This window comes from Amycolatopsis sp. NBRC 101858 (genome assembly GCF_030269325.1).
Classification (GTDB): Bacteria; Actinomycetota; Actinomycetes; order Mycobacteriales; family Pseudonocardiaceae; genus Amycolatopsis; species Amycolatopsis ponsaeliensis.
The window spans coordinates 897,315-922,274 of record NZ_BSTD01000002.1 but is presented as its reverse complement, the minus strand read 5'-3'; the positions used below and the strand labels follow the sequence as shown (position 1 = coordinate 922,274).

General features: G+C 71.9%; 29 protein-coding genes. 26 read left to right on the top strand and 3 right to left on the bottom strand.

Annotated elements, in window-relative coordinates:
- Nucleotides 1-110: 110 nt before the first annotated feature.
- The 11 genes from thrS (at nucleotide 111) to QSK39_RS17485 (ending at nucleotide 7,871) form a co-directional block, all read left to right on the top strand.
- Nucleotides 111-2,138, top strand: coding sequence for a threonine--tRNA ligase (gene thrS, locus QSK39_RS17535; protein ID WP_285478806.1), 2,028 nt, complete (start codon nucleotides 111-113; stop codon nucleotides 2,136-2,138).
- A complete protein-coding gene (locus QSK39_RS17530; RefSeq protein WP_285478805.1) occupies nucleotides 2,135-2,677 on the top strand; it encodes an HIT family protein in 543 nt (180 codons plus the stop codon). The genes thrS and QSK39_RS17530 overlap by 4 nt, the downstream gene beginning before the upstream one ends.
- Before the next feature lie 63 nt (nucleotides 2,678-2,740).
- Complete coding sequence (locus QSK39_RS17525) at nucleotides 2,741-3,262, top strand: MarR family winged helix-turn-helix transcriptional regulator (RefSeq protein WP_285478804.1); 522 nt, start codon at nucleotides 2,741-2,743, stop codon at nucleotides 3,260-3,262.
- Nucleotides 3,263-3,351: 89 nt separating this feature from the next.
- Entirely contained in the window at nucleotides 3,352-3,978 is a 627-nt protein-coding gene (pgsA, locus tag QSK39_RS17520) for a phosphatidylinositol phosphate synthase (RefSeq protein WP_285478803.1), read from the top strand.
- A complete protein-coding gene (locus tag QSK39_RS17515) occupies nucleotides 3,975-4,892 on the top strand; it encodes a phosphatidylinositol mannoside acyltransferase (protein ID WP_285478802.1) in 918 nt (305 codons plus the stop codon). Before pgsA ends, QSK39_RS17515 begins: the two co-directional genes overlap by 4 nt.
- An 18-nt stretch (nucleotides 4,893-4,910) precedes the next feature.
- Nucleotides 4,911-6,056 (top strand): glycosyltransferase family 4 protein, encoded by a 1,146-nt coding sequence (locus QSK39_RS17510; protein ID WP_285479924.1) that lies wholly within the window; start codon nucleotides 4,911-4,913, stop codon nucleotides 6,054-6,056.
- Nucleotides 6,053-6,535, top strand: coding sequence for an NUDIX hydrolase (locus QSK39_RS17505; RefSeq protein ID WP_285478801.1), 483 nt, complete (start codon nucleotides 6,053-6,055; stop codon nucleotides 6,533-6,535). The genes QSK39_RS17510 and QSK39_RS17505 overlap by 4 nt, the downstream gene beginning before the upstream one ends.
- A 10-nt stretch (nucleotides 6,536-6,545) precedes the next feature.
- The gene (locus QSK39_RS17500; RefSeq protein WP_285478800.1) at nucleotides 6,546-6,806 is read left to right on the top strand and encodes a hypothetical protein; all 261 of its coding nucleotides are present in this window, start codon (nucleotides 6,546-6,548) and stop codon (nucleotides 6,804-6,806) included.
- Entirely contained in the window at nucleotides 6,803-7,060 is a 258-nt protein-coding gene (locus QSK39_RS17495; RefSeq protein ID WP_285478799.1) for a hypothetical protein, read from the top strand. The genes QSK39_RS17500 and QSK39_RS17495 overlap by 4 nt, the downstream gene beginning before the upstream one ends.
- 33 nt (nucleotides 7,061-7,093) lie before the next feature.
- Complete coding sequence (locus tag QSK39_RS17490) at nucleotides 7,094-7,354, top strand: hypothetical protein (RefSeq protein WP_285478798.1); 261 nt, start codon at nucleotides 7,094-7,096, stop codon at nucleotides 7,352-7,354.
- Nucleotides 7,355-7,367: 13 nt separating this feature from the next.
- A complete protein-coding gene (locus QSK39_RS17485; RefSeq protein WP_285478797.1) occupies nucleotides 7,368-7,871 on the top strand; it encodes an XdhC family protein in 504 nt (167 codons plus the stop codon).
- A 72-nt stretch (nucleotides 7,872-7,943) separates the two neighbouring features.
- Here the strand turns inward: QSK39_RS17485 and QSK39_RS17480 are convergent, their stop codons facing one another.
- Nucleotides 7,944-10,052, bottom strand: coding sequence for an elongation factor G-like protein EF-G2 (locus QSK39_RS17480; protein WP_285478796.1), 2,109 nt, complete (start codon nucleotides 10,050-10,052; stop codon nucleotides 7,944-7,946).
- A gap of 130 nt (nucleotides 10,053-10,182) precedes the next feature.
- Between QSK39_RS17480 and QSK39_RS17475 the strand changes: the two genes are divergently transcribed.
- The 3 genes from QSK39_RS17475 to pdxS all read left to right on the top strand — a co-directional run bounded on the left by QSK39_RS17475 (nucleotide 10,183) and on the right by pdxS (nucleotide 13,651).
- Nucleotides 10,183-11,625: an FAD-binding oxidoreductase gene (locus QSK39_RS17475; protein WP_285478795.1), complete on the top strand. Its 1,443-nt coding sequence runs from the start codon at nucleotides 10,183-10,185 to the stop codon at nucleotides 11,623-11,625.
- A gap of 31 nt (nucleotides 11,626-11,656) precedes the next feature.
- Nucleotides 11,657-12,640: a DUF5937 family protein gene (locus tag QSK39_RS17470; protein WP_285478794.1), complete on the top strand. Its 984-nt coding sequence runs from the start codon at nucleotides 11,657-11,659 to the stop codon at nucleotides 12,638-12,640.
- 90 nt (nucleotides 12,641-12,730) lie between these two features.
- A complete protein-coding gene (gene pdxS / locus QSK39_RS17465; protein ID WP_285478793.1) occupies nucleotides 12,731-13,651 on the top strand; it encodes a pyridoxal 5'-phosphate synthase lyase subunit PdxS in 921 nt (306 codons plus the stop codon).
- Between the two features lie 19 nt (nucleotides 13,652-13,670).
- On the opposite strand, the gene QSK39_RS17460 is transcribed toward pdxS, so the two are convergent.
- Entirely contained in the window at nucleotides 13,671-14,234 is a 564-nt protein-coding gene (locus QSK39_RS17460; RefSeq protein WP_285478792.1) for a helix-turn-helix domain-containing protein, read from the bottom strand.
- Nucleotides 14,235-14,303: 69 nt separating this feature from the next.
- Between QSK39_RS17460 and QSK39_RS17455 the strand changes: the two genes are divergently transcribed.
- The 5 genes from QSK39_RS17455 (at nucleotide 14,304) to QSK39_RS17435 (ending at nucleotide 17,677) form a co-directional block, all read left to right on the top strand.
- Entirely contained in the window at nucleotides 14,304-14,996 is a 693-nt protein-coding gene (locus QSK39_RS17455) for an AzlC family ABC transporter permease (protein ID WP_285478791.1), read from the top strand.
- The gene (locus QSK39_RS17450; protein WP_257925815.1) at nucleotides 14,996-15,316 is read left to right on the top strand and encodes an AzlD domain-containing protein; all 321 of its coding nucleotides are present in this window, start codon (nucleotides 14,996-14,998) and stop codon (nucleotides 15,314-15,316) included. Before QSK39_RS17455 ends, QSK39_RS17450 begins: the two co-directional genes overlap by 1 nt.
- Nucleotides 15,317-15,425: 109 nt before the next feature.
- Nucleotides 15,426-16,046: a pyridoxal 5'-phosphate synthase glutaminase subunit PdxT gene (gene pdxT / locus QSK39_RS17445; RefSeq protein ID WP_285478790.1), complete on the top strand. Its 621-nt coding sequence runs from the start codon at nucleotides 15,426-15,428 to the stop codon at nucleotides 16,044-16,046.
- A gap of 41 nt (nucleotides 16,047-16,087) precedes the next feature.
- Entirely contained in the window at nucleotides 16,088-16,843 is a 756-nt protein-coding gene (locus tag QSK39_RS17440) for a YebC/PmpR family DNA-binding transcriptional regulator (RefSeq protein WP_155549612.1), read from the top strand.
- 282 nt (nucleotides 16,844-17,125) lie between these two features.
- Nucleotides 17,126-17,677 carry a DUF4262 domain-containing protein gene (locus QSK39_RS17435; protein ID WP_285478789.1) on the top strand — a complete coding sequence of 184 codons (552 nt, stop codon included), beginning with the start codon at nucleotides 17,126-17,128 and terminating at the stop codon, nucleotides 17,675-17,677.
- On the opposite strand, the gene QSK39_RS17430 is transcribed toward QSK39_RS17435, so the two are convergent.
- Nucleotides 17,674-18,114, bottom strand: coding sequence for a cupin domain-containing protein (locus QSK39_RS17430; RefSeq protein WP_285478788.1), 441 nt, complete (start codon nucleotides 18,112-18,114; stop codon nucleotides 17,674-17,676). The two genes, QSK39_RS17435 and QSK39_RS17430, sit on opposite strands and share 4 nt — an antisense overlap.
- Before the next feature lie 75 nt (nucleotides 18,115-18,189).
- On the opposite strand from QSK39_RS17430, the gene ruvC reads away from it, so the two are divergent.
- The 7 genes from ruvC (at nucleotide 18,190) to QSK39_RS17395 (ending at nucleotide 24,779) form a co-directional block, all read left to right on the top strand.
- Nucleotides 18,190-18,807, top strand: a complete 618-nt coding sequence (gene ruvC / locus QSK39_RS17425) for a crossover junction endodeoxyribonuclease RuvC (RefSeq protein WP_285478787.1) — start codon at nucleotides 18,190-18,192, stop codon at nucleotides 18,805-18,807.
- Nucleotides 18,804-19,397: a Holliday junction branch migration protein RuvA gene (gene ruvA / locus QSK39_RS17420; protein WP_285478786.1), complete on the top strand. Its 594-nt coding sequence runs from the start codon at nucleotides 18,804-18,806 to the stop codon at nucleotides 19,395-19,397. The genes ruvC and ruvA overlap by 4 nt, the downstream gene beginning before the upstream one ends.
- 8 nt (nucleotides 19,398-19,405) lie before the next feature.
- Nucleotides 19,406-20,473 (top strand): Holliday junction branch migration DNA helicase RuvB, encoded by a 1,068-nt coding sequence (ruvB, locus tag QSK39_RS17415; protein ID WP_285478785.1) that lies wholly within the window; start codon nucleotides 19,406-19,408, stop codon nucleotides 20,471-20,473.
- 119 nt (nucleotides 20,474-20,592) lie between these two features.
- A complete protein-coding gene (gene yajC, locus QSK39_RS17410) occupies nucleotides 20,593-21,003 on the top strand; it encodes a preprotein translocase subunit YajC (protein ID WP_285478784.1) in 411 nt (136 codons plus the stop codon).
- A gap of 219 nt (nucleotides 21,004-21,222) precedes the next feature.
- Nucleotides 21,223-23,028, top strand: a complete 1,806-nt coding sequence (gene secD, locus QSK39_RS17405; RefSeq protein ID WP_285478783.1) for a protein translocase subunit SecD — start codon at nucleotides 21,223-21,225, stop codon at nucleotides 23,026-23,028.
- Nucleotide 23,029: 1 nt separating this feature from the next.
- Nucleotides 23,030-24,259: a protein translocase subunit SecF gene (secF, locus tag QSK39_RS17400; protein ID WP_285478782.1), complete on the top strand. Its 1,230-nt coding sequence runs from the start codon at nucleotides 23,030-23,032 to the stop codon at nucleotides 24,257-24,259.
- A 1-nt stretch (nucleotide 24,260) separates the two neighbouring features.
- Complete coding sequence (locus tag QSK39_RS17395; protein WP_285478781.1) at nucleotides 24,261-24,779, top strand: adenine phosphoribosyltransferase; 519 nt, start codon at nucleotides 24,261-24,263, stop codon at nucleotides 24,777-24,779.
- Nucleotides 24,780-24,960 lie beyond the last annotated feature (181 nt).

The window sequence follows — 24,960 nt, the reverse complement described above, 5'->3', positions numbered from 1 at the left end:
CCGGACCCGGAGGCGGCCTGTCCGGCGTTCGCGGACGCGCGTGAGGCGCGCGCGGACCGGCGACTAGCATCGTCGGGGTCATCTCCGTCACTCCAGTCCGAGGAGCCATCGTGTCGCAGTCGCCCCCCGTTTCCCCCGTGGCCACCTCCCGCGTGGTGGTACCGGCGGGCACTACGGCGGGCGCGGCGGTCCGCGAGGCCGGCCTGCCGACCAAGGGCCCGGACACCGTCGTCGTCGTGCGTGACGCCGAGGGCAAGCTGCGCGACCTCGCGTGGGCGCCGGAAACCGACGCCGAGGTCGAGCCGGTCGCCGCGAACACCGAGGACGGCCGCAGCGTCATCCGCCATTCGGCGGCCCACGTGCTCGCCCAGGCCGTCCAGCAGCAGTTCCCGGACGCCAAGCTGGGCATCGGCCCGCCGGTGAAGGACGGCTTCTACTACGACTTCGCCGTCGACACCCCGTTCACCCCGGAGGATCTGCAGGCGCTCGAAAAGCGCATGAAGCAGATCGTGAAGGGCGCCCAGCAGTTCTCGCGGCGCGTTTTCGACTCCGTCGACGAGGCGAAGAAGGAACTGGCGGACGAGCCGTTCAAGCTCGAGCTGGTCGACCTCAAGTCCGAAGTGGACACCTCCGAGGTGATGGAGGTGGGTGAGGGCGAGCTCACCATCTACGACAATCTCGACCCGCGCACCAAGGAACGTGTCTGGAGTGACCTCTGCCGTGGTCCGCACGTGCCGACCACGAAGTTCATTCCCGCGTTCAAACTGACCCGCGTCGCCGCCGCGTACTGGCGGGGGAGTGAGAAGAACCCGCAGCTGCAGCGGATCTACGGCACGGCGTGGGAGTCGGCCGAGGCGCAGGACGCCTACCTCGAGCGCATCGCCGAGGCCGAGCGCCGCGACCACCGCAAGCTCGGCGCCGAGCTGGACCTGTTCTCCTTCCCCGAGGAGATCGGCTCGGGACTGCCGGTGTTCCACCCCAAGGGCGGCATCATCCGCCGGGAGCTGGAGAACTACTCGCGCCGCCGCCACGAGGAGGCCGGCTACGAGTTCGTGAACACCCCGCACATCAGCAAGGGCGAGCTGTTCCACACCTCCGGCCACCTGCCGTACTACGCGGACACCATGTTCCCGCCGGTGCAGTTCGACGAGGAGAACTACTACCTCAAGGCCATGAACTGCCCGATGCACAACCTGATCTTCCGCTCGCGCGGGCGGTCCTACCGCGAGCTGCCGCTGCGGCTGTTCGAGTTCGGCACGGTGTACCGCTACGAGAAGTCGGGCGTGGTTCACGGCCTCACCCGCGTGCGCGGCCTGACGATGGACGACTCGCACATCTACTGCACCAAGGAGCAGATGCCGGGCGAGCTCCGTTCGCTGCTGAAGTTCGTGCTGGACCTGCTGGCCGACTACGGCCTCTCCGACTTCTACCTCGAGCTGTCGACGCGCGGCGACTCGGACAAGTTCATCGGCGAGGACTGGGAGTGGGAGGAGGCCACCGAGACGCTGCGGCAGGCCGCCGTCGACTCCGGTCTCGAGCTGGTCCCGGACCCGGGCGGCGCGGCCTTCTACGGCCCCAAGATCTCGGTGCAGGCCAAGGACGCCATCGGCCGCACCTGGCAGATGTCGACCATCCAGCTGGACTTCAACCAGAACAAGCGCTTCGAGCTGGAGTACACCGCGCCCGACGGCACCCGCCAGCGGCCGGTGATGATCCACCGCGCGCTGTTCGGCTCGATCGAGCGGTTCTTCGGCGTCCTGACCGAGCACTACGCGGGCGCCTTCCCGGCGTGGCTGGCGCCGGTGCAGGTGGTCGGCATCCCGATCACCGCCGACCAGGTCGAGCACCTGCAGGACATCGAGAAGGCGTTGCGCGCCAAGGGGATCCGCGCGGAGGTCGACGCGAGCGACGACCGCATGCAGAAGAAGATCCGGACGCACACCACGCAGAAGGTGCCCTTTATGCTGCTGGCCGGCGCGAAGGACGTCGAGGCGGGCGCGGTGTCGTTCCGCTTCCGCGACGGCGGCCAGATCAACGGCGTGCCGGTGGCCGACGCCGTGGCCGCCATCGCGAGCTGGATCGAGCGCCGCGAGAACGCGTCGCCGTCGGCCGAGGCGCTGGAGACGATCGTTCGGTGAGTGACGGTCCCGAGCTCGTCGAGCAGCAGGGCGTCGGGGTCCAGGACGCGTTCCAGCGGCTCTGGACCCCGCACCGGATGGCCTACATCAAGGGCCAGGACAAGCCGGACGGCGAAGAGGACACCGGCTGCCCGTTCTGCCGCATCCCGTCCCTGGACGACAAGACCGGCCTGATCGTCGCGCGCGGCGAAGCGGTGTACGCGGTGCTGAACCTGTACCCGTACAACCCCGGGCACCTGATGGTGGTGCCGTACCGGCACGTCGCGGACTACACCGAGCTGACGGTGGAAGAGACCCGCGAGGTCGCCGAGTTCACGCAGCACGCGATGAAGGTGATCCGCGCGGTGTCGGGTGCGCACGGGTTCAACATCGGCCTGAACCAGGGCGTGATCGCGGGCGCGGGCATCGCGGCGCACCTGCACCAGCACCTAGTGCCGCGGTGGGGTGGCGACGCGAACTTCATGCCGATCATCGGCCAGACGAAGGTGCTGCCGCAATTGCTGGGCGAAACGCGGGATCTGCTCGCCGACGCCTGGTGAAACGCTCGAATGCCGTAACCGGCAAACCCTAATTGAGTGTTCAACCGAGGGTATGATGGGGGTATGTCCGAAACCCGATGGCTCAGCGACGACGAGCAGCGCGTCTGGCGTGAGTTCAACGCGGCCACCCGCATGCTCAGCGCGCACCTCGAGGGGCAGCTGCAGCACGACTCGGGCATGCCGCACACGTACTACGAAGTCCTCGTGTCGCTCTCGGAAGCGCCCGGCCGCCGGCTGCGGATGAGCGAGCTCGCCGACGCGCGCCAGGCGTCGCGGAGCCGGCTCTCGCACGCCGTCGCGCGGCTGGAAGCCAACGGCTGGGTGCAGCGCGAAGCCTGCCCGACCGACAAGCGCGGCGCCTGGGCCGTGCTGACGGACGCCGGCTTCACCGCGCTCGAGGCGGCCGCGCCCGGGCACGTCGAGGCCGTCCGGGAGAGCCTCTTCGACCCGCTGACGCCGGAGCAGGTCGCCGCGCTCGGGGAGATCAGTGCCGCGATCCGGCAGCGCCTGTCGCCGAAGTGCGCGGCCGCGCAGGCCGCCGAAGAGGCGCGGGAACACGAGGGCGAGCTCACGAAATCGGGCTGAGCCGGGGCGGCGCGTCGGGTTCGCCGGGGTGGGTCGATAGGCTGCCCTCGCCCACCCGATCCTCGTAGCCAGGTGCCTCAGACGAACCGATGCTCAATATCTTCGCGCGTGCCTCCGTTTCCCGCGTCACCGATCCGATCGGCCAGGCGCTGGTCCGCGTCGGGCTGACCCCGAACGCGATGACCGTGCTCGGCACGGCCGGCGCCGTCGTCTGCGCCCTGGTCTTCTTCCCGAACGGCTTCCTGCTCTGGGGCACCTTCACGGTGTGGGGCTTCGCCATGCTCGACCTCCTCGACGGCGCCATGGCCCGCGCCCGCGGCTACGGCACCCCGTTCGGCGCGGTGCTCGACGCCACCTGCGACAGGCTGGTCGACGGCGCCCTGTTCGCCGCGATCGCCTGGTGGTGCTTCGTCGTCGACGACAACCACCCGGCCGCCGCCGCGGCGCTGCTGTGCCTGGTGCTCGCCCAGGTCATCTCCTACGTCAAGGCGCGCGCCGACGCGTCCGGCCTGCCGGTGGACGGCGGGCTCGTCGAACGCGCCGAGCGGCTGATCATCGCCCTGGTCGGGACCGGCCTGCACGGCTTCGGCATCCCGTACACCGTGGACGTGACGCTCTGGCTGCTGGCGGTGCTGTCGGTCATCACCCTGCTGCAGCGCTTCGCGGCCGTGGCCAAGGCGGCCCGCGAGGCCGCCGCCGGGGGGCAATCCGCATGAGCAGGCTGTCGGAACGGCTCAGCGCCTTCGGCTACTCCGCCGGGTGGCGGCTGGCCGGCTGGCTGCCCGCCGGGTTCGGCAGCACGGTGTTCTCCCTCGGCGCGGACCTCGCCGTCCGGCGGGACGGCGGCGGCGTGCGGCAGCTGCGCGCCAACCTCGCCCGGGTCGTGCCGCAGGCGGACGCGGTCGAGATGGACGAGCTGACCAAGCGCGCGATGCGCTCGTACGCCCGGTACTGGCACGAGACGTTCCGGCTGCCGTCGATGGACCAGAAGGAGGTCAGCGGCAAGGTCGCGGCCTCGATCACCGGCGTCGAGAACCTCGACGCGGCCCTCGCCGAAGGCAACGGCGCGGTGATGGCGCTGCCGCACAGCGGGAACTGGGACATCGCCGGCGTCTGGCTGGCCGACTACCTCGGCGGGTTCACCACCGTCGCCGAGCGCCTGAAGCCCGAGTCGCTCTACCGCCGGTTCGTCGAGTACCGCGAGTCGCTCGGCTTCGAGATCGTGCCGCTGACCGGCGACAGCTCCGCGATGCGCGTGCTGCTGAAGCGGCTGCGCGAAAACAAGGCCGTCTGCCTGGTCGGCGACCGCGACCTCACCACCAGCGGCATCCCGGTGAAGTTCTTCGGCGAGCAGGCCCGCTTCCCCGGCGGCCCGGCGCGGCTGGCCGCCACGACCGGCGCGGCGCTGATCCCGGCCGGCTGCTGGTTCACCGAGGACGGCTGGCAGATCCGGCTGCACCCGCGCATCCGCGTCACCGCGCGCGCCGAGGTCGCGGCCGCCACCCAGGCACTGGCCGACATCTTCGCCGGCGACATCGCCGCGCACCCGGCCGACTGGCACATGGTGCAGAAGTTCTGGCCGGCCGACCTGGACGCCGGCGAGCAGGTCAGCCTGGACGAGGCGAGCTGAGGCGTGGCCACGCGTCCGATGCGGGTCGGGATCGTCTGCCCCTACTCCTTCGACGTGCCCGGCGGGGTCCAAGGGCACGTCATCGACCTGACGAAGGCGCTGCTGGCGCGCGGGCACCAGGTGTCCGTGCTCGCGCCCGCCGACGACGACGCCGACCTGCCGGAGTTCGTGCACCCGGCCGGCAAGGCGCTGGGCATCCGGTACAACGGCTCGGTCGCGCGGCTGCAGTTCGGCCCGATGTCCTACGCCCGGGTGCGCCGCTGGATCCGTGACGGCGACTTCGACGTCCTGCACCTGCACGAGCCCGCCGCGCCGAGCCTTTCGCTGCTGGCCCTGCTCATCGCGGACGGCCCGATCGTCGCGACGTTCCACACCGCGACCACGCGGTCGCGCACGCTCTCGGCGTTCCAGCCGGTGCTGCGGCCGCTGCTGGAGAAGATCACCGCGCGGATCGCGGTGTCCGCGCTGGCCCGCCGGGTGCAGGTGGAGCACGCGGGCGGCGACGCGGTGGAGATCCCCAACGGCGTCGACGTCGGGTTCTTCTCCGCGGCGGCACCGCTGCCGGGCTACCCGCGGGCCGGCGGCACGGTCGGGTTCGTCGGCCGGTTCGGCGAGCCGCGCAAGGGCATGGGTGTCCTCCTGGAGGCGCTGCGGCAGATCCTGCCGGAGTTCGAGGACCTGCGCCTGGTGGTGGTCGGCCGCGGCGACGAAGAGCAGCTGCGCCGCGACGCCGGCCCCGAACTGGCGCCGCACCTGGAGCTGCTCGGGCAGGCCGACGACGACGTGAAGGCCCAGGCGCTGCGCAGTGTCGACGTCTACTGCGCGCCCAACACCGGCGGCGAGAGCTTCGGGATGATCCTCACCGAGGCGATGGCGGCCGGCACGCCGGTGCTGGCCAGCGATCTCGACTCGTTCCGGCGGGTGCTCGACGACGGCCACGCCGGGATGCTCGTCGAAACCGGTGACCCGGCGGCGCTCGCGGACGGGCTGCGCGAGCTGCTCGGCGACCCGGCGCGGCGCGCGTCGCTGGCCGCGGCGGCGGGGGAGCGGGTGACGATGTTCGACTGGTCGGTCGTGGCCACGCAGGTGCTGCGCGTCTACGAGACGGCCGTCGCCGCCGACCCGCGGCGCGTCGCGGCGCCGGAACGGGAGCCGGCCCGGTGAGCGTGCTCGGCTGGCTGCTGCCGGTACTGGCGCTGGTCGTCGTGCTGGGCGGGCTCTTCCTGGTGGCGACGGCGAACCGGCTCGACCGGCTGCACGTCCGGATGGACGCGGGCTGGGCCGCGCTCGACGCGGCGCTGGCGCGGCGCGCGGTGGTGGCCCGCGCCGTCGCGGTGGCGCTGGGCGACACGGGCCTGCGGACGCTGGCCGAGCGTGCCGAAGCGGCTCCGCGGGCCGACCGTGAGGGCGAGGAAAACGAGCTGACGCTGCAGCTCAGCCGCGTCGACCGGGCGGGCCTGCCGGCCGAGCTGGCCGAGGAGCTGACCGACGCGGAACACCGGGTGGTGATCGCCCGCCGCGTCCACAACGACGCCGTCCGCGACACGCTGCGGCTGCGGCGGCGGCGCAAGGTGCGGTACTTCCGGCTCGCGGGCACCGCCCCGCTGCCGGAGTACTTCGAGTTCGCCGAACCGGAGGTCTGACGTGTGGTGGGTGATCGTCGAGGAACAGACCGGCGGTGGTGACGGGCGCACCTGGAACGTCACCAAGACCAAGCCGGCGGGCGGCGACCGGGCCCACGCCGGCGAGGTGGCGCGGCGGCTTGCGTTCGAGCATCGGCCGGTGCACCCGTCGACGGTCAAGGAACGGAAGGTCCTGCGGGTCGGCGACGGCTACCTCGTGCTCGCGACCGGCCGCACCGCGACGTTCCACTTCCGCGTGACGCTCGGCGAGACCGTGGCGGCTCCCGAGTGAGCTGGTGGGTGGTCGTCGAGGAGCAGCGCGGCGCGGGTGACGGGCGCACCTGGTCGCTGTCGGAGACCTTCCCCTGCGACGACCAGGCGGCCGCCGAGGCCGAAGCGGAGCGGCTCGCGCGGGAGTACCAGCCTGCCTACCCGTGGTCGCCGAAGTCGCGGAAGGTCCTGCGCGGCCCCGGTGGGTACCTGGTGATCGTCGAAGGCCGGACGTCGACGTTCCACTTCCGGCTGAGCGTGCTCGAAGAGATCTGAAACCTTTCGCCTGCCGCCCGCGTCGGACCGGGCATGAGTACGTGGTGGGTCGTCATCGAAGAGCAGGGCGGCATGGGCGACACCCGGGGCTGGGGCGTAGCCGAAGCGACGCCGTACCCGGACCGGCAGACCGCGGAGGACGACGCCGCCATGCTGGCCAAGCAGCACCGGCCGCCGCGGCCGTCGTCGCCGCAGCAGCGCCTGGTGCTGCGCGTGACCGACGGGTACCTCGTGCTGATCAAGGGCAAGACCGACCTGTGGCAGTTTCGCGTGACGGTCGGCGAACAGGCCTGACAGACTGGGTGGCATGAGCGAGACCTGCGACGTCGCCCACGGCAAGGCGGCGGCCGATCCGGACGTGCGGACCCTGGTGGCGGTGTTCGCGTCGCCGGTTTCGCGGTACCTGCTGAAGTTCGCGCGGGACCTCGGCTACCACGTCGCGCTGTTCGAGCCGGACGCCGCGCGCGTCACCGACGTGCCCGACGGCTTCGAGGCCGCGACCACGCTGCCCGCACTCGACGGGACCGCCGACGTGGTCGTCACCGACCACCACCGGCCCGAGCTCGGCGAGGTGCTGAAGGCCGCGCTCGGCCAGGAACCCCGGTGGATCGGCGTGCTCGGCAACCCGCGGCACCCGGGCCCGCACGTGTCCGCGCTGCAGGGGCTCGGCGTGGCGGAGGCCGACATCGCCCGGGTGCATCGGCCGGTGGGCCTGAACATCGGCTCGCGGACCCCGCCGGAGATCGCGGTGGCGACGCTGGCGGGCCTGCTGGCCGACCGCAACGACCGCCCGGGCGGCTTCGACTTCTGACGTGGCTCGGCAGGAATGCCGTGAAGGGCACCCTCATGGCGCTTGAGTCCGTGAGGGCGCCCTTCACGGCATTCAGTGGACTGCCATCCCTTCCGGCATCGGCTCGAACCTCGCGTGCCGGCGGGTGAAGGTCGCCGTGCCCGAGCTCATCGAGCGCAGGTCGATCAGGTAGCGCAGCAGCTCCGTCGCCGGGACCTCCGCCCGGATCACCGTCCGCCCGCCGTCGCCGGCTTCCGTGCCCAGCACCCGGCCCCGGCGGGACGACAGGTCGCCGAGCACCGTGCCGAGGTGCTCGTCCGGCAGCCGGATCGCCACCTCCTCCAGGGGCTCCAGCATCGTGATGTGCCCGTTCGCGGCGGCCTCCCGCAGCGCGAGCGCGCCCGCCGTCTGGAACGCCGCGTCCGACGAGTCGACGCTGTGCGCCTTGCCGTCGACCAGCGTGACCTTCACGTCGACCACCTGGTGCCCGTCGGCCAGCCCCTTCTGCAGCTGGGCGCGCACACCCTTCTCCACGCTCGGGATGAACTGGTGCGGCACCGACCCGCCGACGACCTTGTCCACGAACTGGAACCCGCCGCCGCGCGGCAGCGGCTCGACCTCGATGTCGCAGACCGCGAACTGGCCGTGCCCGCCGGACTGCTTCACGTGCCGCCCGTGTCCCTTGGCCGGCTTGGCGAAGGTCGCGCGCAGGCTCACCTTCACCGGTTCGGTGTCGACGTCCGCGCCGCCCGCCCGCAGCCGCGACAGGACGACGTCCGCGTGGGCTTCGCCCATGCACCACAGCACCAGCTGGCTGGTCTCGGCGTTGCGGTCCAGCCGCAGCGTCGGGTCGCCGGCGACCAGGCGGGAAAGGTTGCGCGCCAACGTGTCCTCGTCGCTGCGGGTCTTCGCGACCACCGCCACCGGCAGCAGCGGCTCCGGCATCGCCCACGGCTCCATCAGCAGCGGCTCCTCCGGCGAAGAGACGGTGTCGCCGGTCTCCGCCGAGCCGACCTTCGTCAATGCGCAGAGGTCGCCCGCGACGCAGTAGGGCACTTCCCGCAGGTTCGCGCCGAGCGGGGAGTAGAGGTGCGCGACGCGCTCGTCGGCGTCGTGGTCCTCGTGCCCGCGTTCGGCGAGGCCGTGCCCGGACACGTGCACCGGCCGCTCCGGCCGCAGCGTCCCGGAGAACACCCGGACCAGCGACACCCGGCCGACGTAGGAGTCGACGGCTGTCCGGACGACCTCCGCGGCGAGGGGGCCCGCGGGGTCGGCGGTGATGGCGGCGTGCGCCGCGCCGTCCGGCGTGGTGACGTCGGGTGGCCGGTGTTCGAGCGGGGAGGGGAAGGCCCGGACGATCCCGTCGAGGACTTCGGCCAGGCCGATCCCGCTGGTGGCGCAGACCGGGATGACCGGGTGGAACGACCCGCGCGCGACGGCGGTTTCGAGGTCGGCGATGAGGGTCTCCTCGGCGATCTCTTCACCGCCGATATAGCGGTCCATCAGGGACTCGTCTTCGCTCTCGGCGATGATCCCTTCGATCAGCTCGTTGCGGGCTTCGGCCATCCGCTCGAGGTCGGCCGGGTCGGGTTCGCCGGTCTTCGGCGGGTGCCCGGCGGAGTAGTCGAAGTACCGCTGGGTGATCAGCCCGACCAGGCCGTCGCCGGCGGGCAGGTACAGCGGCAGCACGCCGGCGCCGAACGCGGCCTGGCAGGCGGCGATCTCGGCCATCGCGTCGGCCCGGTGGTGGTCGAGCCGGGAGACGACGACCGCGCGCGGCATGCCGACGGCGGCGCACTCCTCCCACACCGCGACCGTCGCCGCGTCGACGCCTTCGGCGGCGCAGACGACGAACAGGGCCGCGTCGGCCGCCCGCAGCCCGGCCCGCAGCTCCCCGACGAAGTCGGCGTACCCGGGCGTGTCGATCAGGTTGATCTTGTGACCCCGGTGCAGCACCGGCGCGACCGAGAGGCCGACCGAGCGCTGCTGGCGGACCGCCGCGGGGTCGTGGTCGCACACCGTCGTCCCGTCGACCACCGAGCCCGCGCGCGGGACGGTGCCGGACGCCGCGAGGAGGGCCTCGGTGAGGGTCGTCTTCCCGGAGCCGGAGGGCCCGACGAGCACCACGTTGCGGACCTTCGCGGGGTCGTCCACAGCGACGGCGGCCCCGGTGTCGGCGTTCTTGGCCTGTTTGTCTGCCATGACGACTCCTCGGCGAACGGCTCGTGTACGGGATGTGTCCTCGATCACACACCCGCTACCCTGGTCACGGCAAGGCAGGGCTCCCGGGACCAGCCGAATGCCCGGGGGAGCACGGGGCGGGGGGACGGACATGGACAGGCGTACTTTCTTGCGGATTTCCGGAGCGGTACCGGCGGCGGGCTTGGCGGGCTGGCCACCGCCGGACGACTGGGAGCGGCTGCGCCGGCGGCTTTCCGGGCCGCTGTTCCGGCCGGGCGACCCGGGCTACTCCGACGCCAAGCAGGGCTTCTTCACGATGTACGACGACCGGATGCCGGCGGCGGTGGTCGGCGCCGCGCGCGTCGAGGACGTCCAGGAGGCCGTGGGCTTCGCGGCCCGGCACCGGCTGCCGGTGGCCGCCCGCAGCGGCGGGCACAGCTACCCCGGCTATTCCACTGTGGACGGCGGGATCGTCGTGGACCTGAGCCGGTTTTCGAGGATCGAGGCGCGGCCCGATGGCCGGGCGGTGATCGGTGCGGGTGCCCGGCTGGGCCCGATCGCGACGACGCTCGCCGCGGCGGGCCGGGTGCTGCCGGCGGGCAGCTGCGGCACGGTCGGCATCGCCGGGCTCGCCCTCGGCGGCGGGGTCGGCGTCCTCGACCGGAAGTACGGCCTGACGTGCGACCACCTCGAGGCGGCGCGGATCGTCACGGCCGACGGCCGGGTCCGCACGGTCTCGGCCACCGCGGAGCCGGACCTGTTCTGGGCGCTGCGCGGCGGGGGCGGCGGGAACTTCGGGATCGTCACCGGCTTCACCTTCCGGACGGTGCCGGTCGCGGACGTCGCCACCTTCGCCCTCGAGTTCCCGCCGGCCGCCGGGGCCGCCCTCCTCGCCGCGTGGCAGGAGTGGCAGCCGGCCGCGCCGGACGAGCTGTGGTCGGGCATGGGGCTCGCCGGGAACGAGGCCACGCTCGGCGGCACGTTCCTCGGACCCCAGGCCCGGATGCACGCGCTCCTCGAGGACCTCGTCCGCCGCGTCGGCACCGCGCCGACCAAGTGGGACGAGGGCGTCCAGGACCACCTGAGCGCCATGCGGTCGTTCGACGACCAGGAGTCCCGGCCGTCGGCGGCGGCGGACCGGGGCACCTACATCGGCACGTCGCGGATGCTGACCCGCCCGCTCGCCGACCCGGGCGCGGTGGTCGAAGTGCTCACCCGGGACCCGGGTGTCCGCACGATCGTCGACTCGGGCGGGGGAGCGATCGCGCGCGTCGGCGCCCGCGAGACCGCGTTCCCGTACCGGACGGCGCTCGCCAGCCTCCAGTTCCTCCACGGCGCGGCACCCGGGGACGGCGGCGAGGCCGGAGCACGGCGTTCGCTCGCCGCCGTGCGCGACGGACTCGGGCCGGAGTTCGGCACCACGGGCTACGTCAACTACCTCGACCCGGAGATGCCGGACTGGGCCGAGGCGTACTACGGGGTGAACTTGCCGCGGCTGCGGGCGGTCGCCCGAAAGTATGACCCGCGAGGAATTTTCGCTTTCCCGCAAGGACTTTCGGCCACCCCCTCGACTGTCCACATCGGAGCGACGTAGGATCCGCGGCACGGCGGCAGAGAGGCAGCGCGTGCTCGACCTGGCATTCTCCACAGAGGACCTGGCGCACACCCGGTTCGCGTTCTCCCCGGCGTGGGAGGTCGTGGCGAGCGTCCGCGTCCTGAACCGGCCGGGGGAGCACGCCCTGCACCTGCCGTGGGTCAAGCGCGCCACCGCGGCGATCGAGGGGGCCGGGCTCGACATCGGGCTGCTGCGCGACCTCGTCCCGCTGCGGCACCTGCCCGGCTTCCTGGCCGGCACACCGTCGACGCCGCTGCCCGAACTCGCCGACGAGCTGGCCGACCTGCGGGACGTGCCCGCCCGCGTCGTCCGGCGCGAGCTGGACGCGATGGCCGGGCCGCGCACGCCGGCGTTGAACCGCTTCCACCGCGACCCGGAAGCCGGTCTCGAGCGGCTGGCGACGCTGATGGAGCAGTACTGGGCCCTGGTGCTCGCCCCGGACTGGCCGCGGATCCGCGCGCTGCTCGAGGCCGACGTGCTGCACCGGTCGCGGCTGCTGGCCCAAGGCGGGGCCGCCGAGCTGTTCAACGACCTCACCCCGCTGGTCCGCTGGCAGGGCGGCACGCTCACGGTCGCGCACCGCCACCTGCACGCGGCCGTCCCGCTCGACGGGCGCGGCCTGGTGCTGGTGCCCTCGGCGTTCGTCTGGCCCCGGGTGTTCTCCAAGACCGACCCGCGGTGGCAGCCGGTGCTGCGCTACCCGCCGCGCGGGATCGCCACGCTCTGGGAGACCGGCACCGCCGTCGCACCCGGCGCGCTGGCCGCGGTGGTGGGCCGCGGCCGGGCCATGCTGCTGACCGAGCTGACCGCGCCGGCGTCCACCTCCGAGCTCGCCCGCCGGACCCGGCTCAGCGCCGGGGCCGTGTCGCAGCACCTCGGCGTCCTGAAGGCCGCGGGCCTGGTCAGCGGGCACCGTGCCGGACGTCACGTCCTCTACGCGCGCACCCGGGCCGCGGAAGTCCTGGTCGCGGGCGTGGCGGAAGTGGACTCCTGAGATAGCCGCGTACTGGCCTGCTTGAAGGGTCCACCGCCGACCTACGCTCGGAGCCGTCACCCCCTGTTCTCTTTGTGGAAAGGCCCCGTCGTGTCCGAGCAGCAGACCACCGCCAGTGGCACCGCCCAGTCCGTCACCGGAACCGCCAAGGTGAAGCGCGGCATGGCCGAGATGCTCAAGGGCGGCGTGATCATGGACGTGGTCACCGCCGAGCAGGCCAAGATCGCCGAAGACGCCGGCGCGGTCGCGGTGATGGCGCTCGAGCGCGTGCCCGCCGACATCCGCGCGCAGGGCGGCGTCGCGCGGATGAGCGACCCCGACCTGATCGACGGCATCATCGAAGCCGTCTCGATCCCGGTGATGGCCAAGGCCCGCATCGGCCACTTCGTCGAGGCGCAGGTACTGCAGTCCCTCGGCGTGGACTACGTCGACGAGTCCGAGGTGCTCACCCCGGCCGACTACGCCAACCACATCGACAAGTGGGCGTTCACCGTGCCTTTCGTCTGCGGCGCGACCAACCTCGGCGAGGCCCTGCGCCGGATCACCGAGGGCGCGGCGATGATCCGCTCCAAGGGTGAGGCCGGCACCGGCGACGTCTCCAACGCCACCACGCACATGCGTCAGATCCGCGGTGAGATCCGCAAGCTGACGTCGCTGCCCGAGGACGAGCTGTTCGTCGCGGCCAAGGAGCTGCAGGCGCCGTACGAGCTGGTGAAGGAGGTGGCGCAGGCCGGGAAGCTGCCGGTGGTGCTGTTCACCGCGGGCGGCATCGCCACCCCGGCCGACGCGGCGATGATGATGCAGCTCGGCGCCGAGGGCGTGTTCGTCGGCTCGGGCATCTTCAAGTCCGGCAACCCGGCCCAGCGCGCGGCGGCGATCGTCAAGGCGACGACGTTCTACGACGACCCGGACGTCCTCGCGAAGGTTTCGCGCGGCCTGGGCGAGGCCATGGTCGGCATCAACGTCGAAGAGCTCCCGGAGCCGCACCGCCTCGCCGAGCGCGGCTGGTGACTTCTCGTCTGGTGATGTCTCAGACGTACTCGGAGATCTCGACGCCGTAAGTGCCCGGCTCGAGGGCTTCGAAGATGTGCGGGACGTCGCCCGGGTAGGAGATGTAGTCGCCGGGGTTCAGCTCCTCCGGCGCCTCCAGGAGGCCCACCCGGGCGCGTCCCGCGCACAGCACGATGTGCTCCATCACGCCGGTCATGTGCGGGTCGGACCGCCGCGGCGTGCCGGGTTCCGCCCGGATGAGGTACATGTCCCGGCGCGCGGACGGGGGACAGGCCGACAGCAGCGTGCACGCGTAGTCGGCGTGCTCGGCGAAGACCGTCGGGCCGCCGCCGGAGCGGATGACGCGGACCTTGGGCCGTTCCGGCTCTACCAGCCGGGAGAATGGCACGTCGAGCGCGACGCCGAGGGCCCACAGCGTCTCGACGCTGGGGTTGCCGGTGCCGGACTCCAGCTGGGACAGCGTCGACTTCGCCAGGCCGGCGCGGCGCGCGACCTCGGTCAAGGACAAGCCCGCGCGGGTGCGTTCCCGGCGCAGGGACGCCGCGATGATCTCCAGCGGCGCGCCCGTCGTTTCCTGCGACATGGCTGTTCGCTCCATCGGTCGTTCTGTTCGCCTTGACGAACACGGGTGCGTGTGTTCACCATAGAACACATGCGTTCGATTTGGCGAACACTCGATCGGGGCCTCGCCCGCGACATCGCCCTGGTCTGCCTGGCCGACTGCCTCGTCGGGGTCTCCTACGGGGCCATCGCGGTGAGCTCGGGCTTCCCGCTGTGGCTGCCGATGCTGATGTCGCTGCTGGTCTTCGCCGGCGCGTCCCAGTTCATGTTCATCGGGATCGTGGCCGCCGGCGGCAACCCGTTCGCGGCGGTGCTGGCCGGGCTGCTGGCCAACGCGCGGCACCTGCCGTTCGGCTTCGCGATCGGCGACGTCCTGGGCAAGCGGTGGCCCGCCCGGCTGGCCGGCAGTCACCTGATGATCGACGAGTCGGTGGCGTTCGCGCTGGCCCAGCGCGAGGCCGGCCGCCGCCGCGCGGCCTACTGGGCGTGCGGGATCGGGCTGTTCGCCTGCTGGAACCTCGGCGTCGTCGCCGGGGCGTTCGCCGGTTCGGTCATCAGCGACACCGACGTGTTCGGCCTGGACGCGGCGTTCCCGGCGGTGCTGCTGGCCCTGGTGCTGCCGTCGCTGCGCGACCGCGCGACCCGGCTGCCGGTGCTGGTCGGGGTGGTGGCCGCGCTGGTCACGACGCCGTTCCTGCCCGCCGGGCTCCCGGTCCTGCTGGCGCTCGCGGGTGTCGTGGCCGGGGTCGCGGCGAAGGAACCGGAACTGCAGGAGGTCGGCTGATGGACGGCGTGGAACTGCTGGTCGGCACCGCGGTGCTGGCGCTGGGGACGTTCGCGTTCCGGTTCGCCGGGCCGGTGCTGCGCAGCCGGGTGAAGCTGTCTCCCCGCGCGGAGAGACTGATGGCGCTGGCCGCGGTGGTGCTGCTGGCGGCACTGGTGGCGGTGAGCGCGTTGACGGAGGGGCACGGGTTCGCGGGCTTCGCGCGGCCGGCCGGGGTGCTGGTCGCGGGGGTGCTGGCGTGGCGGAAGGCGCCGTTCGTGCTGGTGGTGGTGGCCGCCGCGGCGACGGCGGCGCTGCTGAGGCTGGCCGGGGTGCCCTGAGGCCGGCACGCCGTGGACGGCTCTTCCGGCTGCCGGACCCTGGCTGACCTGCCGGTAAGCCCCGGAGCCGGAGCGTCTAGGCTGGTGGGAAGGTCTTTCGGGAGGTCGGGTGTCGTCGGAGCCGGTCGTCGGTGTGCTTGCCATGCAGGGTGCTGTGCGGGAGCACGTCGCCATGCTGGCCGAAGCCGGTGCGCGGGCCAAGCCCGTGCGCCGCGCCGCCGAGCTGTCCGAAGTGGACGGTCTGGTGCTGCCCGGTGGCGAGTCGACCACGATGTCGCGGCTGCTGGAGAGCTTCGAGCTGCTCGAACCGCTGCGCGCGCGGATCGCCGACGGCATGCCCGCCTTCGGCTCGTGCGCCGGGATGATCCTGCTGGCGCGGCAGACCCTCGACGGGCGGCCGGACCAGCAGCAGCTCGGCGGGCTCGACGTCGTCATCCGGCGCAACGCGTTCGGCAGGCAGGTCGACTCCTTCGAAGCCGATCTCGACTTCGCCGAAGTGGACGGCGGGCCGGTGCACGCGGTGTTCATCCGGGCCCCGTGGGTCGAGAAGGCCGGGGACGGCGTCGAGGTGCTGGCCACCGTCAGCGGCGTGCCCGGCGGGGAAGACGGGACCGCTAGGATCGTCGCGGTCCGGCAGGGGGCGGTGCTGGCGACCGCGTTCCACCCGGAGCTGACGCCCGACGTGCGGGTGCACCGGTTGTTCGTCGACCTCGTGCGACAGGCTGCTTGAGACGCGGTGCCCGGCCGGGGTACGGAACAGATGGAGGAGAGATGAGCGGCCACTCCAAGTGGGCCACCACGAAGCACAAGAAGGCCAACCTCGACGCGAAGCGCGGCAAGCTCTTCGCGCGGTTGATCAAGAACATCGAGGTGGCCGCGCGGACCGGCACCGGTGGTGGCGACCCGGATGGCAACCCCACGCTCTACGACGCCATCCAGAAGGCTAAGAAGAACTCGGTCCCGCAGGACAACATCGAGCGCGCCCGCAAGCGCGGCGCCGGTGAAGAAGCCGGTGGCGCCGACTGGCAGAACATCACGTACGAGGGCTACGGCCCCAACGGCGTGGCGGTGCTGATCGAGTGCCTGACCGACAACAAGAACCGCGCCGCGATGGAGGTCCGCACCGCGCTCACGCGCAACAACGGCTCCCTCGCCGACCCGGGCTCGGTCGCCTACATGTTCACCCGCAAGGGCGTCGTGATCATGCCGAAGGGCGACGCGTCCGAGGACGACGTCCTGATGGCGGTCCTCGACGCGGGCGCCGAAGAGGTCAACGACCTCGACGAGAGCTTCGAGATCGTCTCGGAGGGCGGCGACCTGGTCCCGGTGCGCAAGGCGCTGCAGGAGGCCGGGTTCGAGTACGAGTCGGCCGAGCTGACGTTCCTCCCGTCGGTCAGCGTCCCCCTGGACGCGGACGGCGCGAAGAAGGTCTTCAAGCTGATCGACGCCCTCGAGGATTGCGACGACGTCCAGAACGTCTACGCGAACTTCGATGTGTCGGACGAGGTCCTCGCCGAAGTCGGCTGACGCCGAGGTCGAGATTCGCGCCGAAGGCCGCCAAGGGGCTGGTTCCTCGTGGCGGCCTTCGCGCTGTCCGGCGACGGCGGGTGGGTGCGGTGCCGAAGACGCGTCGAGCGCGGGTCGTGCAAATCGGCGGCGGAGAACGTCTACGCACTGTGCAATCATCCACGTCTCGGACGAGGTCCTCGCCGAAGTCGGCTGAGTTTTGCCTTGCGCCGCAACGCCTTCGGGTCCGGGCCGGAAACTTTCCGGCCCGGACCCTGGGCTCTCGGGGACGCTTCAGGCAGAATGTGCGCCGTGACCTCGACGACCCCCGCCGCTTCCGCCGACATCACCGCCGAACTCTCCGCGGACGAACTGCGCTTGATCGAATGGATCGAGACGCAGGCGAAGGAACGCGGCAACGCGGTCATCACGGTCGCGGGTGACGACGAGGGCGCCGGCTACTGCTTCACCGCCTGTGCGTGGGCGCTGCACAACGTCCCCGAGGCCGTCGTCGTCGGGCTGCCCGAGCAGATGGGCCAGGTGCTGCTCGACGCCTACGTCGACCGCGCGGCCAACGGTGAGATCTTCGAAGTCGGCAAGCGCTACGACGACTTCTTCGAAGGCGTCCCGGTCGTCCTCGAGCGCGTCAACAAGGGGCACTACCCCGAGTACTTCGGCACGGCGTTCCTCATCTACCCCGACGGCGACTTCCCGGCGCTGCAGCTGATCGTCGCGACGCCGGAGGGCAAGTTCCCCTGGCACCCGGACGCGCCCGAGGGCTTCGCCCGGTGGCAGCTGGTGCTCACCGAAAGCGGCGACCCGGAAAGCTGGACCCCCGGCGTCGACGGCCCCTAGAACATCCGCAGGTCGGCGGCCGCTTCCGGGTGCCGGAGAGCCAGGTCCGCGGCCGCCGCGAACTCCACGCAGTCGTCCGTGTAGGGCGGCACGACGACCGTGCCCAGCAGGCTCCACGCCCCGCGCGTGACCGTGGCCTGCCACGTCCCGGCGGGCACCACGACCTGCGGCCGCTCGCCGGCCGCGACGTCCGTCCCCAGTACCGGCCGCTCAACCGAGCCGTCCGGGTGCAGCAGCAGCATCGCCGCCGGCGCGCCCGCGTGGTGGGCGTAGACCTCGACGCGGTCCAGCCGGTGCGGCGCCGAGCGTTCCGGCGCGACGAGCAGGTAGTAGATCGCGGACCCGGTCTCGGAGCGCCAGCTCTGCGCCCACCGCCCGCCTTCGACGGGCAGCGGCTCAAGACCCAGGTGAGTGACGAAATCCGAGGGCTCCGGCATGTCACCCATCCTGCCGCAGGCGGGCCCAGTAGCCTGCTAGCTCGAACTGGTGTTCGCGGCGGGAAGGAAAAACGGGTGCGGGTGCTCGGGGTCGACCCCGGTCTGACCAGGTGCGGCCTGGGCGTGGTCGACGGCGGCAAGGGCCGCGCGGTCCGCTGCGTCGCCGTCGACGTCGTGCGGACGCCGCCCGACGCCGATCTGGCGCACCGGCTGCTCGGCATCTCCGACGAGGTCGAGCGGTGGATGGACAAGTACCAGCCGCAGGCCGTGGCCGTCGAGCGCGTCTTCGCCCAGCACAACGTCCGGACCGCGATGGGCACCGCGCAGGCCGGCGGGGTCGTCGCGCTGGCCGCCGCCCGCCGCGGCCTGCCCGTCGTCTTCCACACGCCGAGCGAGGTGAAGGCCGCCGTCAGCGGGTCGGGCCGAGCCGACAAGGCGCAGGTCACCGCCATGGTGATGCGCCTGCTCAACCTCGAGGTCGCCCCGCACCCCGCCGACGCCGCGGACGCGCTGGCGCTGGCCATCTGCCACCTCTGGCGGGAGCCGATGCGCGCCCGGCTCGCCGAAGCCGAGGCGCGCGCGGCCGAGATGGCCCGCACGCACAAGGCCCGGCTGGCCGCGGCCGCCAAGCAGGCCACCACGAAGAAGCCCCCACTGAAGCCCGTAGCGAAGAAACCTGGAGCAGCACGATGATCTCGTCGGTACGCGGGGAAGTCCTTTCGGTTGGCCTGGACCACGTCGTGGTCGAGGTCGGCGGAGTCGGCTTCGCCGTCCAGGCCACCCCGGCGACGCTGGCCACCCTGCGCCGCGGCGAGGAGGCCCGGCTGCACACCGCGCTGGTCGTGCGCGAGGACTCGCTGACGCTGTTCGGCTTCGCCGACGCCGACGCGCGGGAGCTGTTCGGGCTGCTGCAGACCGTGTCCGGGATCGGGCCGCGGCTCGCGCTGGCCACCCTCGCCGTGCTCGACCCCGGCAAGCTGCGGGCCGCGCTGGTCGAAGGCAACATCACCGTGCTCACCTCGGTGCCCGGCATCGGCCGCAAGGGCGCCGAACGGCTCACCCTCGAGCTGCGTGACAAGGTCACCGCGCTCGGCGGCGGCGACCTGCCCGCGGTCACCGCGCCCGGTGCCCTGCGCGCGGAGGTCGTCGAGGCGCTGGCCGGGCTCGGGTTCCCGGCCAAGCAGGCCGAGCAGGCCGTGGACAAGGTCCTCGCCGACGGTGACGGCCACACGACCGCCGGCGTGCTGCGCGCTTCGCTGGCCACCCTCGGCCGGAAGCGGTAGGCGCGGCCGTGGAGTATGAAGCCGTGGAGGAAGACGAAGCCCTCTCGGCGTGGGCCCAGACCGGCGAGGAGACCGTCGAGGGCACGCTGCGGCCCCGCAAGCTCGACGAGTTCGTCGGCCAGCCGCGCGTGCGCGAGCAGCTGGAGCTGGTGCTGGAGAGCGCGCGCCGCCGCGGCGTGCCACCCGACCACGTCCTGCTGTCCGGCCCGCCCGGCCTCGGCAAGACGTCGATGGCGATGATCGTCGCCGCCGAGCTGGGCGCGGCCATCCGGATCACCTCCGGCCCGGCGCTCGAACGCGCCGGCGACCTCGCCGCGATGCTGTCCAACCTGGCCCCCGGCGACGTCCTGTTCATCGACGAGATCCACCGGATCGCCCGCCCCGCCGAGGAAATGCTCTACCTGGCGATGGAGGACTTCCGGGTCGACGTCGTCGTCGGCAAGGGCCCCGGCGCCACCAGCATCCCGCTGGAGATCGCGCCGTTCACGCTGGTCGGCGCGACCACGCGCTCGGGGTCGCTGACCGGGCCGCTGCGCGACCGGTTCGGCTTCACCGGCCAGATGGAGTTCTACACCGACACCGAGCTGGAGCTGGTCGTCCGCCGCGCCGCGACGATCCTCGACATCCCGATCGACCGCGACGGCTGCCAGGAGATCGCCGGGCGCTCGCGGGGGACACCCCGGATCGCGAACCGGCTGCTGCGGCGCGTCCGCGACTATGCCGAGGTCCGCGCCGACGGCAAGGTGACCCTGGCGGTCGCCCGCGCGGCGCTGGCCGTCTACGACGTCGACGAGCTGGGTCTCGACCGGCTCGACCGCGCCGTGCTCACCGCCCTGACCAGGTCGTTCGGCGGCGGTCCGGTCGGGATTTCGACGCTGGCGGTCGCCGTGGGGGAGGAGGCGACCACCGTGGAAGAGGTGTGCGAGCCCTACCTGGTGCGCGCCGGTATGCTCGCGCGCACCCCGCGGGGCCGGGTCGCCACGGCGGCCGCCTGGGAGCACCTCGGCATGGTGCCGCCCGCCGACCACCCGGGGCGCCCCGACCCGGGCGGGCTCGCGCCGTTCGAGCAGGACTGAGCGGCCGGAACCGGCGGGTGGGTGCTGGCGTCCGCGCTGGTACCTGGCACACTTGACAGGAGCACATACCCAAAAACCGGACATTTCGGCTGGGCCCGGTGTCCGTCGAACGGAGAATCATGCAACAGCTATTGCTGCCCCTGCTGCTCGTGCTCGTCCTCGCCGTGCCGCTGGTGATGAGCACGCGCAAGCAGAAGAAGCAGCAGGCGGCGCAGCAGGACCTGCAGAGCAGCCTGTCGGCCGGTGACCGCGTGATGACCACCTCGGGTCTCTACGGCACCGTCGCCGACGCCTCCGGTGACACCACGATCGACATCGAGATCGCCCCTGGTGTCGTCACCACCTGGCTGCGGCTCGCGGTCCGCGAGAAGGTCGAGCCGGTCGTCGAGACCGAAGAGGACTCGGCCGACGAGGTCGTCGACGCTCCCGCCGAGGAGTCGATCATCGAGTCGAGCTCGGGCATCAAGAACGAAGACGAGCCGCAGACCACCGCTCAGGTGGCGCCGCCGCTGGAGCACGGCAAGAAGTAACCCCCGCGGCATCCTGGGCGGGGCCGGGGAAACGCCCGACGAAAGTCGGTGTGGCCTCGCACGCCGGGCTCACGCAGCACCGAGTACTGTCTCGGTGCTGCGTGCGTGTCCGCCGTCATACCCGTGCCCGGGAGTGAATCGCACACAGTCCCTCCCGGTAACCCTCCGGGCGGGCACCGCAACTTTGGGGTCCACCCCGTCCGAGGAGACCGAAGCACCGTGGCAGCTTCAGCCGGGCATCTCCGCCCGGGACGCTATCTCGCCCTGTTCGCCCTGATCGTGATCGTGCTGTACGCGCTGGTGTTCCTCACCGGCAACCACAAGCCGACCCCGAAGCTGGGCATCGACCTGCAGGGCGGTACCCGCGTCACGCTCACCGCCCGCACGCCCGACGGCGGCCAGCCGACCCGGGAGTCCCTGAACCAGGCGCGCCAGATCATCGAACGGCGCGTCAACGGGATCGGCGTCGGCGGCACCGAGGTCCTCCTCGACGGCAACAACGTCGTCATCACCGTTCCCGGTGAGCAGGGCGACCAGGCGAAGAACCTGGGCAAGACCGCGAAGCTGGGCTTCCGGAAGGTCGTCTCGAACGCGACGCAGCCGGTCGTCCCGCCGCAGACCACGCCGCCGCCGGCCACCGGAACGCCCACGTCGGGTGCGCCCACCAGTTCGGCGCCGCCTTCGTCGTCGGGCGCGCCCGCGGCCAGTTCCAGCGCTCCGCCGACCAGCCCGGCCGCCGGTGGTGGCGGTGCCCCCGCCGCGGCGCCCGCGCAGCAGCAGAGCACCACGCCGGCCCCGCCGAGCAGCAGCACCACGCCGCCGCCCGCGTCGAGCCAGGCACCGGCCCCTTCGGACGGCTCCGTCGACGCGGAGACCGCGAAGGAGATCCAGGCCGCGAAGGCGCTCCGGCAGAACAAGGACCTGATCGGCGCCGACGGCCAGCCGAACCAGGAGCTCGTCGCGAAGGCGATGGCGGCGCTCACCTGCGCGCCCAACGCCAAGGACCCCCTCGAGGGCAACGACGACCCGAAGCTGCCGCTGGTCGCCTGCGGTGACCACGACACGTACAAGTACCTGCTGGAGCCGGAGTTCCTGCCGGGCACCGAGATCGCGGACGCGAACTCGGCCTACGACTCGCAGCGCGGCCAGTGGACGGTGAACCTCAGCTTCAAGAGCGAGGGCACCAAGATCTGGGCCGACTTCACGTCGAAGAACGTCAACCAGCAGGCCGCGTTCGTCCTCGACACGCAGGTCGTGTCCGCGCCGAACATCCAGGTCGCCATCCTCGACGGCAACACCCAGATCACCGGCAAGTTCACCCAGTCCGAGGCGAAGGACCTCTCGGACATCCTCAAGTACGGCTCGCTGCCGCTGTCGTTCGCGTCTTCGGACGCGACCACGGTGTCGGCGACCCTCGGCCTGGCTTCGCTGCAGGCCGGCCTCATCGCCGGCGGCATCGGCCTGCTGGTGGTGTTCATCTACTGCCTGTTCTACTACCGGCTGCTCGGCGTGCTCACCATCCTGTCGCTGGCCCTGTCCGGCGCGCTGGTGTTCGCGGTGCTCGTGCTGCTCGGCCGCTGGATCGGCTACACGCTGGACCTGGCGGGCATCGCCGGCCTGATCATCGCGATCGGGATCACGGCGGACTCGTTCGTCATCTACTTCGAACGGCTCAAAGACGAGATCCGGGAAGGCCGGACGTTCCGGTCCGCGGTACCCCGCGGCTGGGTCCGCGCCCGGCGCACCATCCTGGCTTCGGACGGCGTGAGCTTCCTGGCCGCGGCCATCCTGTACATCATCGCGGTCGGCGACGTGCAGGGCTTCGCGTTCACCCTGGGTATGTCCACGGTGCTCGACCTCGTGGTCGTGTACCTGGTGACGCACCCGCTGGTGGCCATCGTGTCCACGTCGAAGTCGTCGTTCCTGTCCAATCCGAGGCACCTGGGTCTCGGCGCCGTGCAGCAAGTGGGTTCGCAGCGTAAGAAGTCGACCACGGTCGGCCGCGCGAACGTGAAGGAGGCCTGACGTGGGCGTCGAAGAACTGGGCACGGACGCCGAAGGCAACGCCAAGACGGCGGTCAAGCCCGGCAAGAAGGAAAGCATCTTCCACCGGCTCTACGTCGGCACGGGCGCGTTCGACGTCGTCGGCAAGCGCAAGCGCTGGTACTTCTTCTTCTCGGCGCTGGTGCTGGTGTGCCTCGCCTCGATGGTGTTCCGCGGCTTCAACATCGGTATCGAGTTCGAGGGCGGCACGCAGATCCAGATGCCGGCCACCGGCACCCACGGCGTGATCACCGAAGACCAGGCGAAGGCGTCGTTCGAGAAGGCGCTCGGCCGTCCCGCCGCGGAGACGCAGAAGGTCGGCACGGGCAAGGCGTCGACCATCCAGATCCGCACCGACACGCTGGACGCGGCCGACGTCGCCAAGGTCAAGCAGGGCCTGTTCCAGGACCTGGGCCCGATCGGCAGCAACAACCAGCCGAGCGTGCAGGCGATCAGCGACAGCGCGGTGAGTGCGTCGTGGGGTGGCGAGATCTCGCAGAAGGCCTTGCTCGCGCTCGGCGTGTTCCTCGTCGCGGTGGTCATCTTCCTCGGGATCTACTTCGACCTGAGGATGGCCGCGGCGGCGCTGGTCTCGCTGCTGCACGACATCCTGGTCACCGCCGGCGTGTACTCGCTGGTCGGTTTCGAGGTCACCCCGGCGACCGTGATCGGCCTGCTGACGATCCTCGGGTTCTCGCTGTACGACACGGTGGTGGTGTTCGACAAGGTCCGCGAGAACACGCGCGGCCTGCTCGGGCTGACCCGCCGCACCTACGGCGAAGCGGCGAACCTGGCGCTGAACCAGACCCTGATGCGGTCGTTCAACACGGCGTTCATCGCGCTGCTGCCGATCCTGGGCCTGCTGATCGTCGGGTACATCCTGCTCGGCTCGGGCACGCTGCAGGACCTGGCGCTGGTGCAGCTCACCGGCACCCTGGTCGGCGTGCTCTCGTCGGTCGCGCTGGCGACGCCGCTGCTGGTCGACTTCAAGATGCGCGACCCGAAGTACAAGCAGCAGGCCGAGCGGGTCCAGCAGCGCCGGGTCAGCCAGGAGCGCAAGGCGGCCGGTGGCGAGGACTTCGACGCCTCGGACGACGACGCCCTGGCGAAGGAGCTGCGCAAGGAGAAGGCGTACGCGGCCGCGGCCAGCGTCCCGGCCCGGATCCAGAAGCAGCGCCCCTCCGGCAAGCCCGCGGGCAAGCGGAAGCGCTGACGTGCAGCTGGACGACGCCCTCGGCCTGATCGCCGAGGTGCCGGACTTCCCCGAGCCCGGCGTGCTGTTCCGCGACCTGAGCCCGCTGTTCGCGGACGCGGGTGCGTTCAAAGCGGTGACCGACGCGCTGGCGGGCACGCTCGACCCGGGGGTCGAGGCGCTCGCCGGCGTGGAGGCCCGCGGGTTCCTGCTCGCCGCGGCTGTCGGGTACGCCCGCGGCCTCGGCGTGGTGCTGGTCCGCAAGCCCGGCAAGCTGCCGAAGGTGGCGGGCCGGGTGGACTACGCGCTGGAGTACGGCACGGCGACGGTCGAGCTCCCGGCCGGGGTGGTCCGTCCCGGCCAGCGGATCGCGATCCTCGACGACGTCCTGGCCACGGGCGGCACGGTCGCGGCGACGGGCAAGCTCCTGGAGGACGTGGGAGCCGTCGTCGACAGCGTGTCGGTGGTGCTGGAACTGGCGGCCCTGCGGGGCCGTGACGTGCTGGCGAACCGGAAGGTCCACGCGCTGCAGGTCTGCTGATGTCCCCTGAGGGGCACCTTCACGGCTCTCGAGTCCGTGGAGGTGCCCCTCTGGACTTCAACACGCCGGGCGATCGGGTGAATCCGCTGGTCCGCGGCTCGGCATCCCCCTGAACGGGCGCACCCGGGAGGGCCGCGAGACGCAACGGCTACCCTGGTGGTTCGAAGGCCGCACGAGCAGC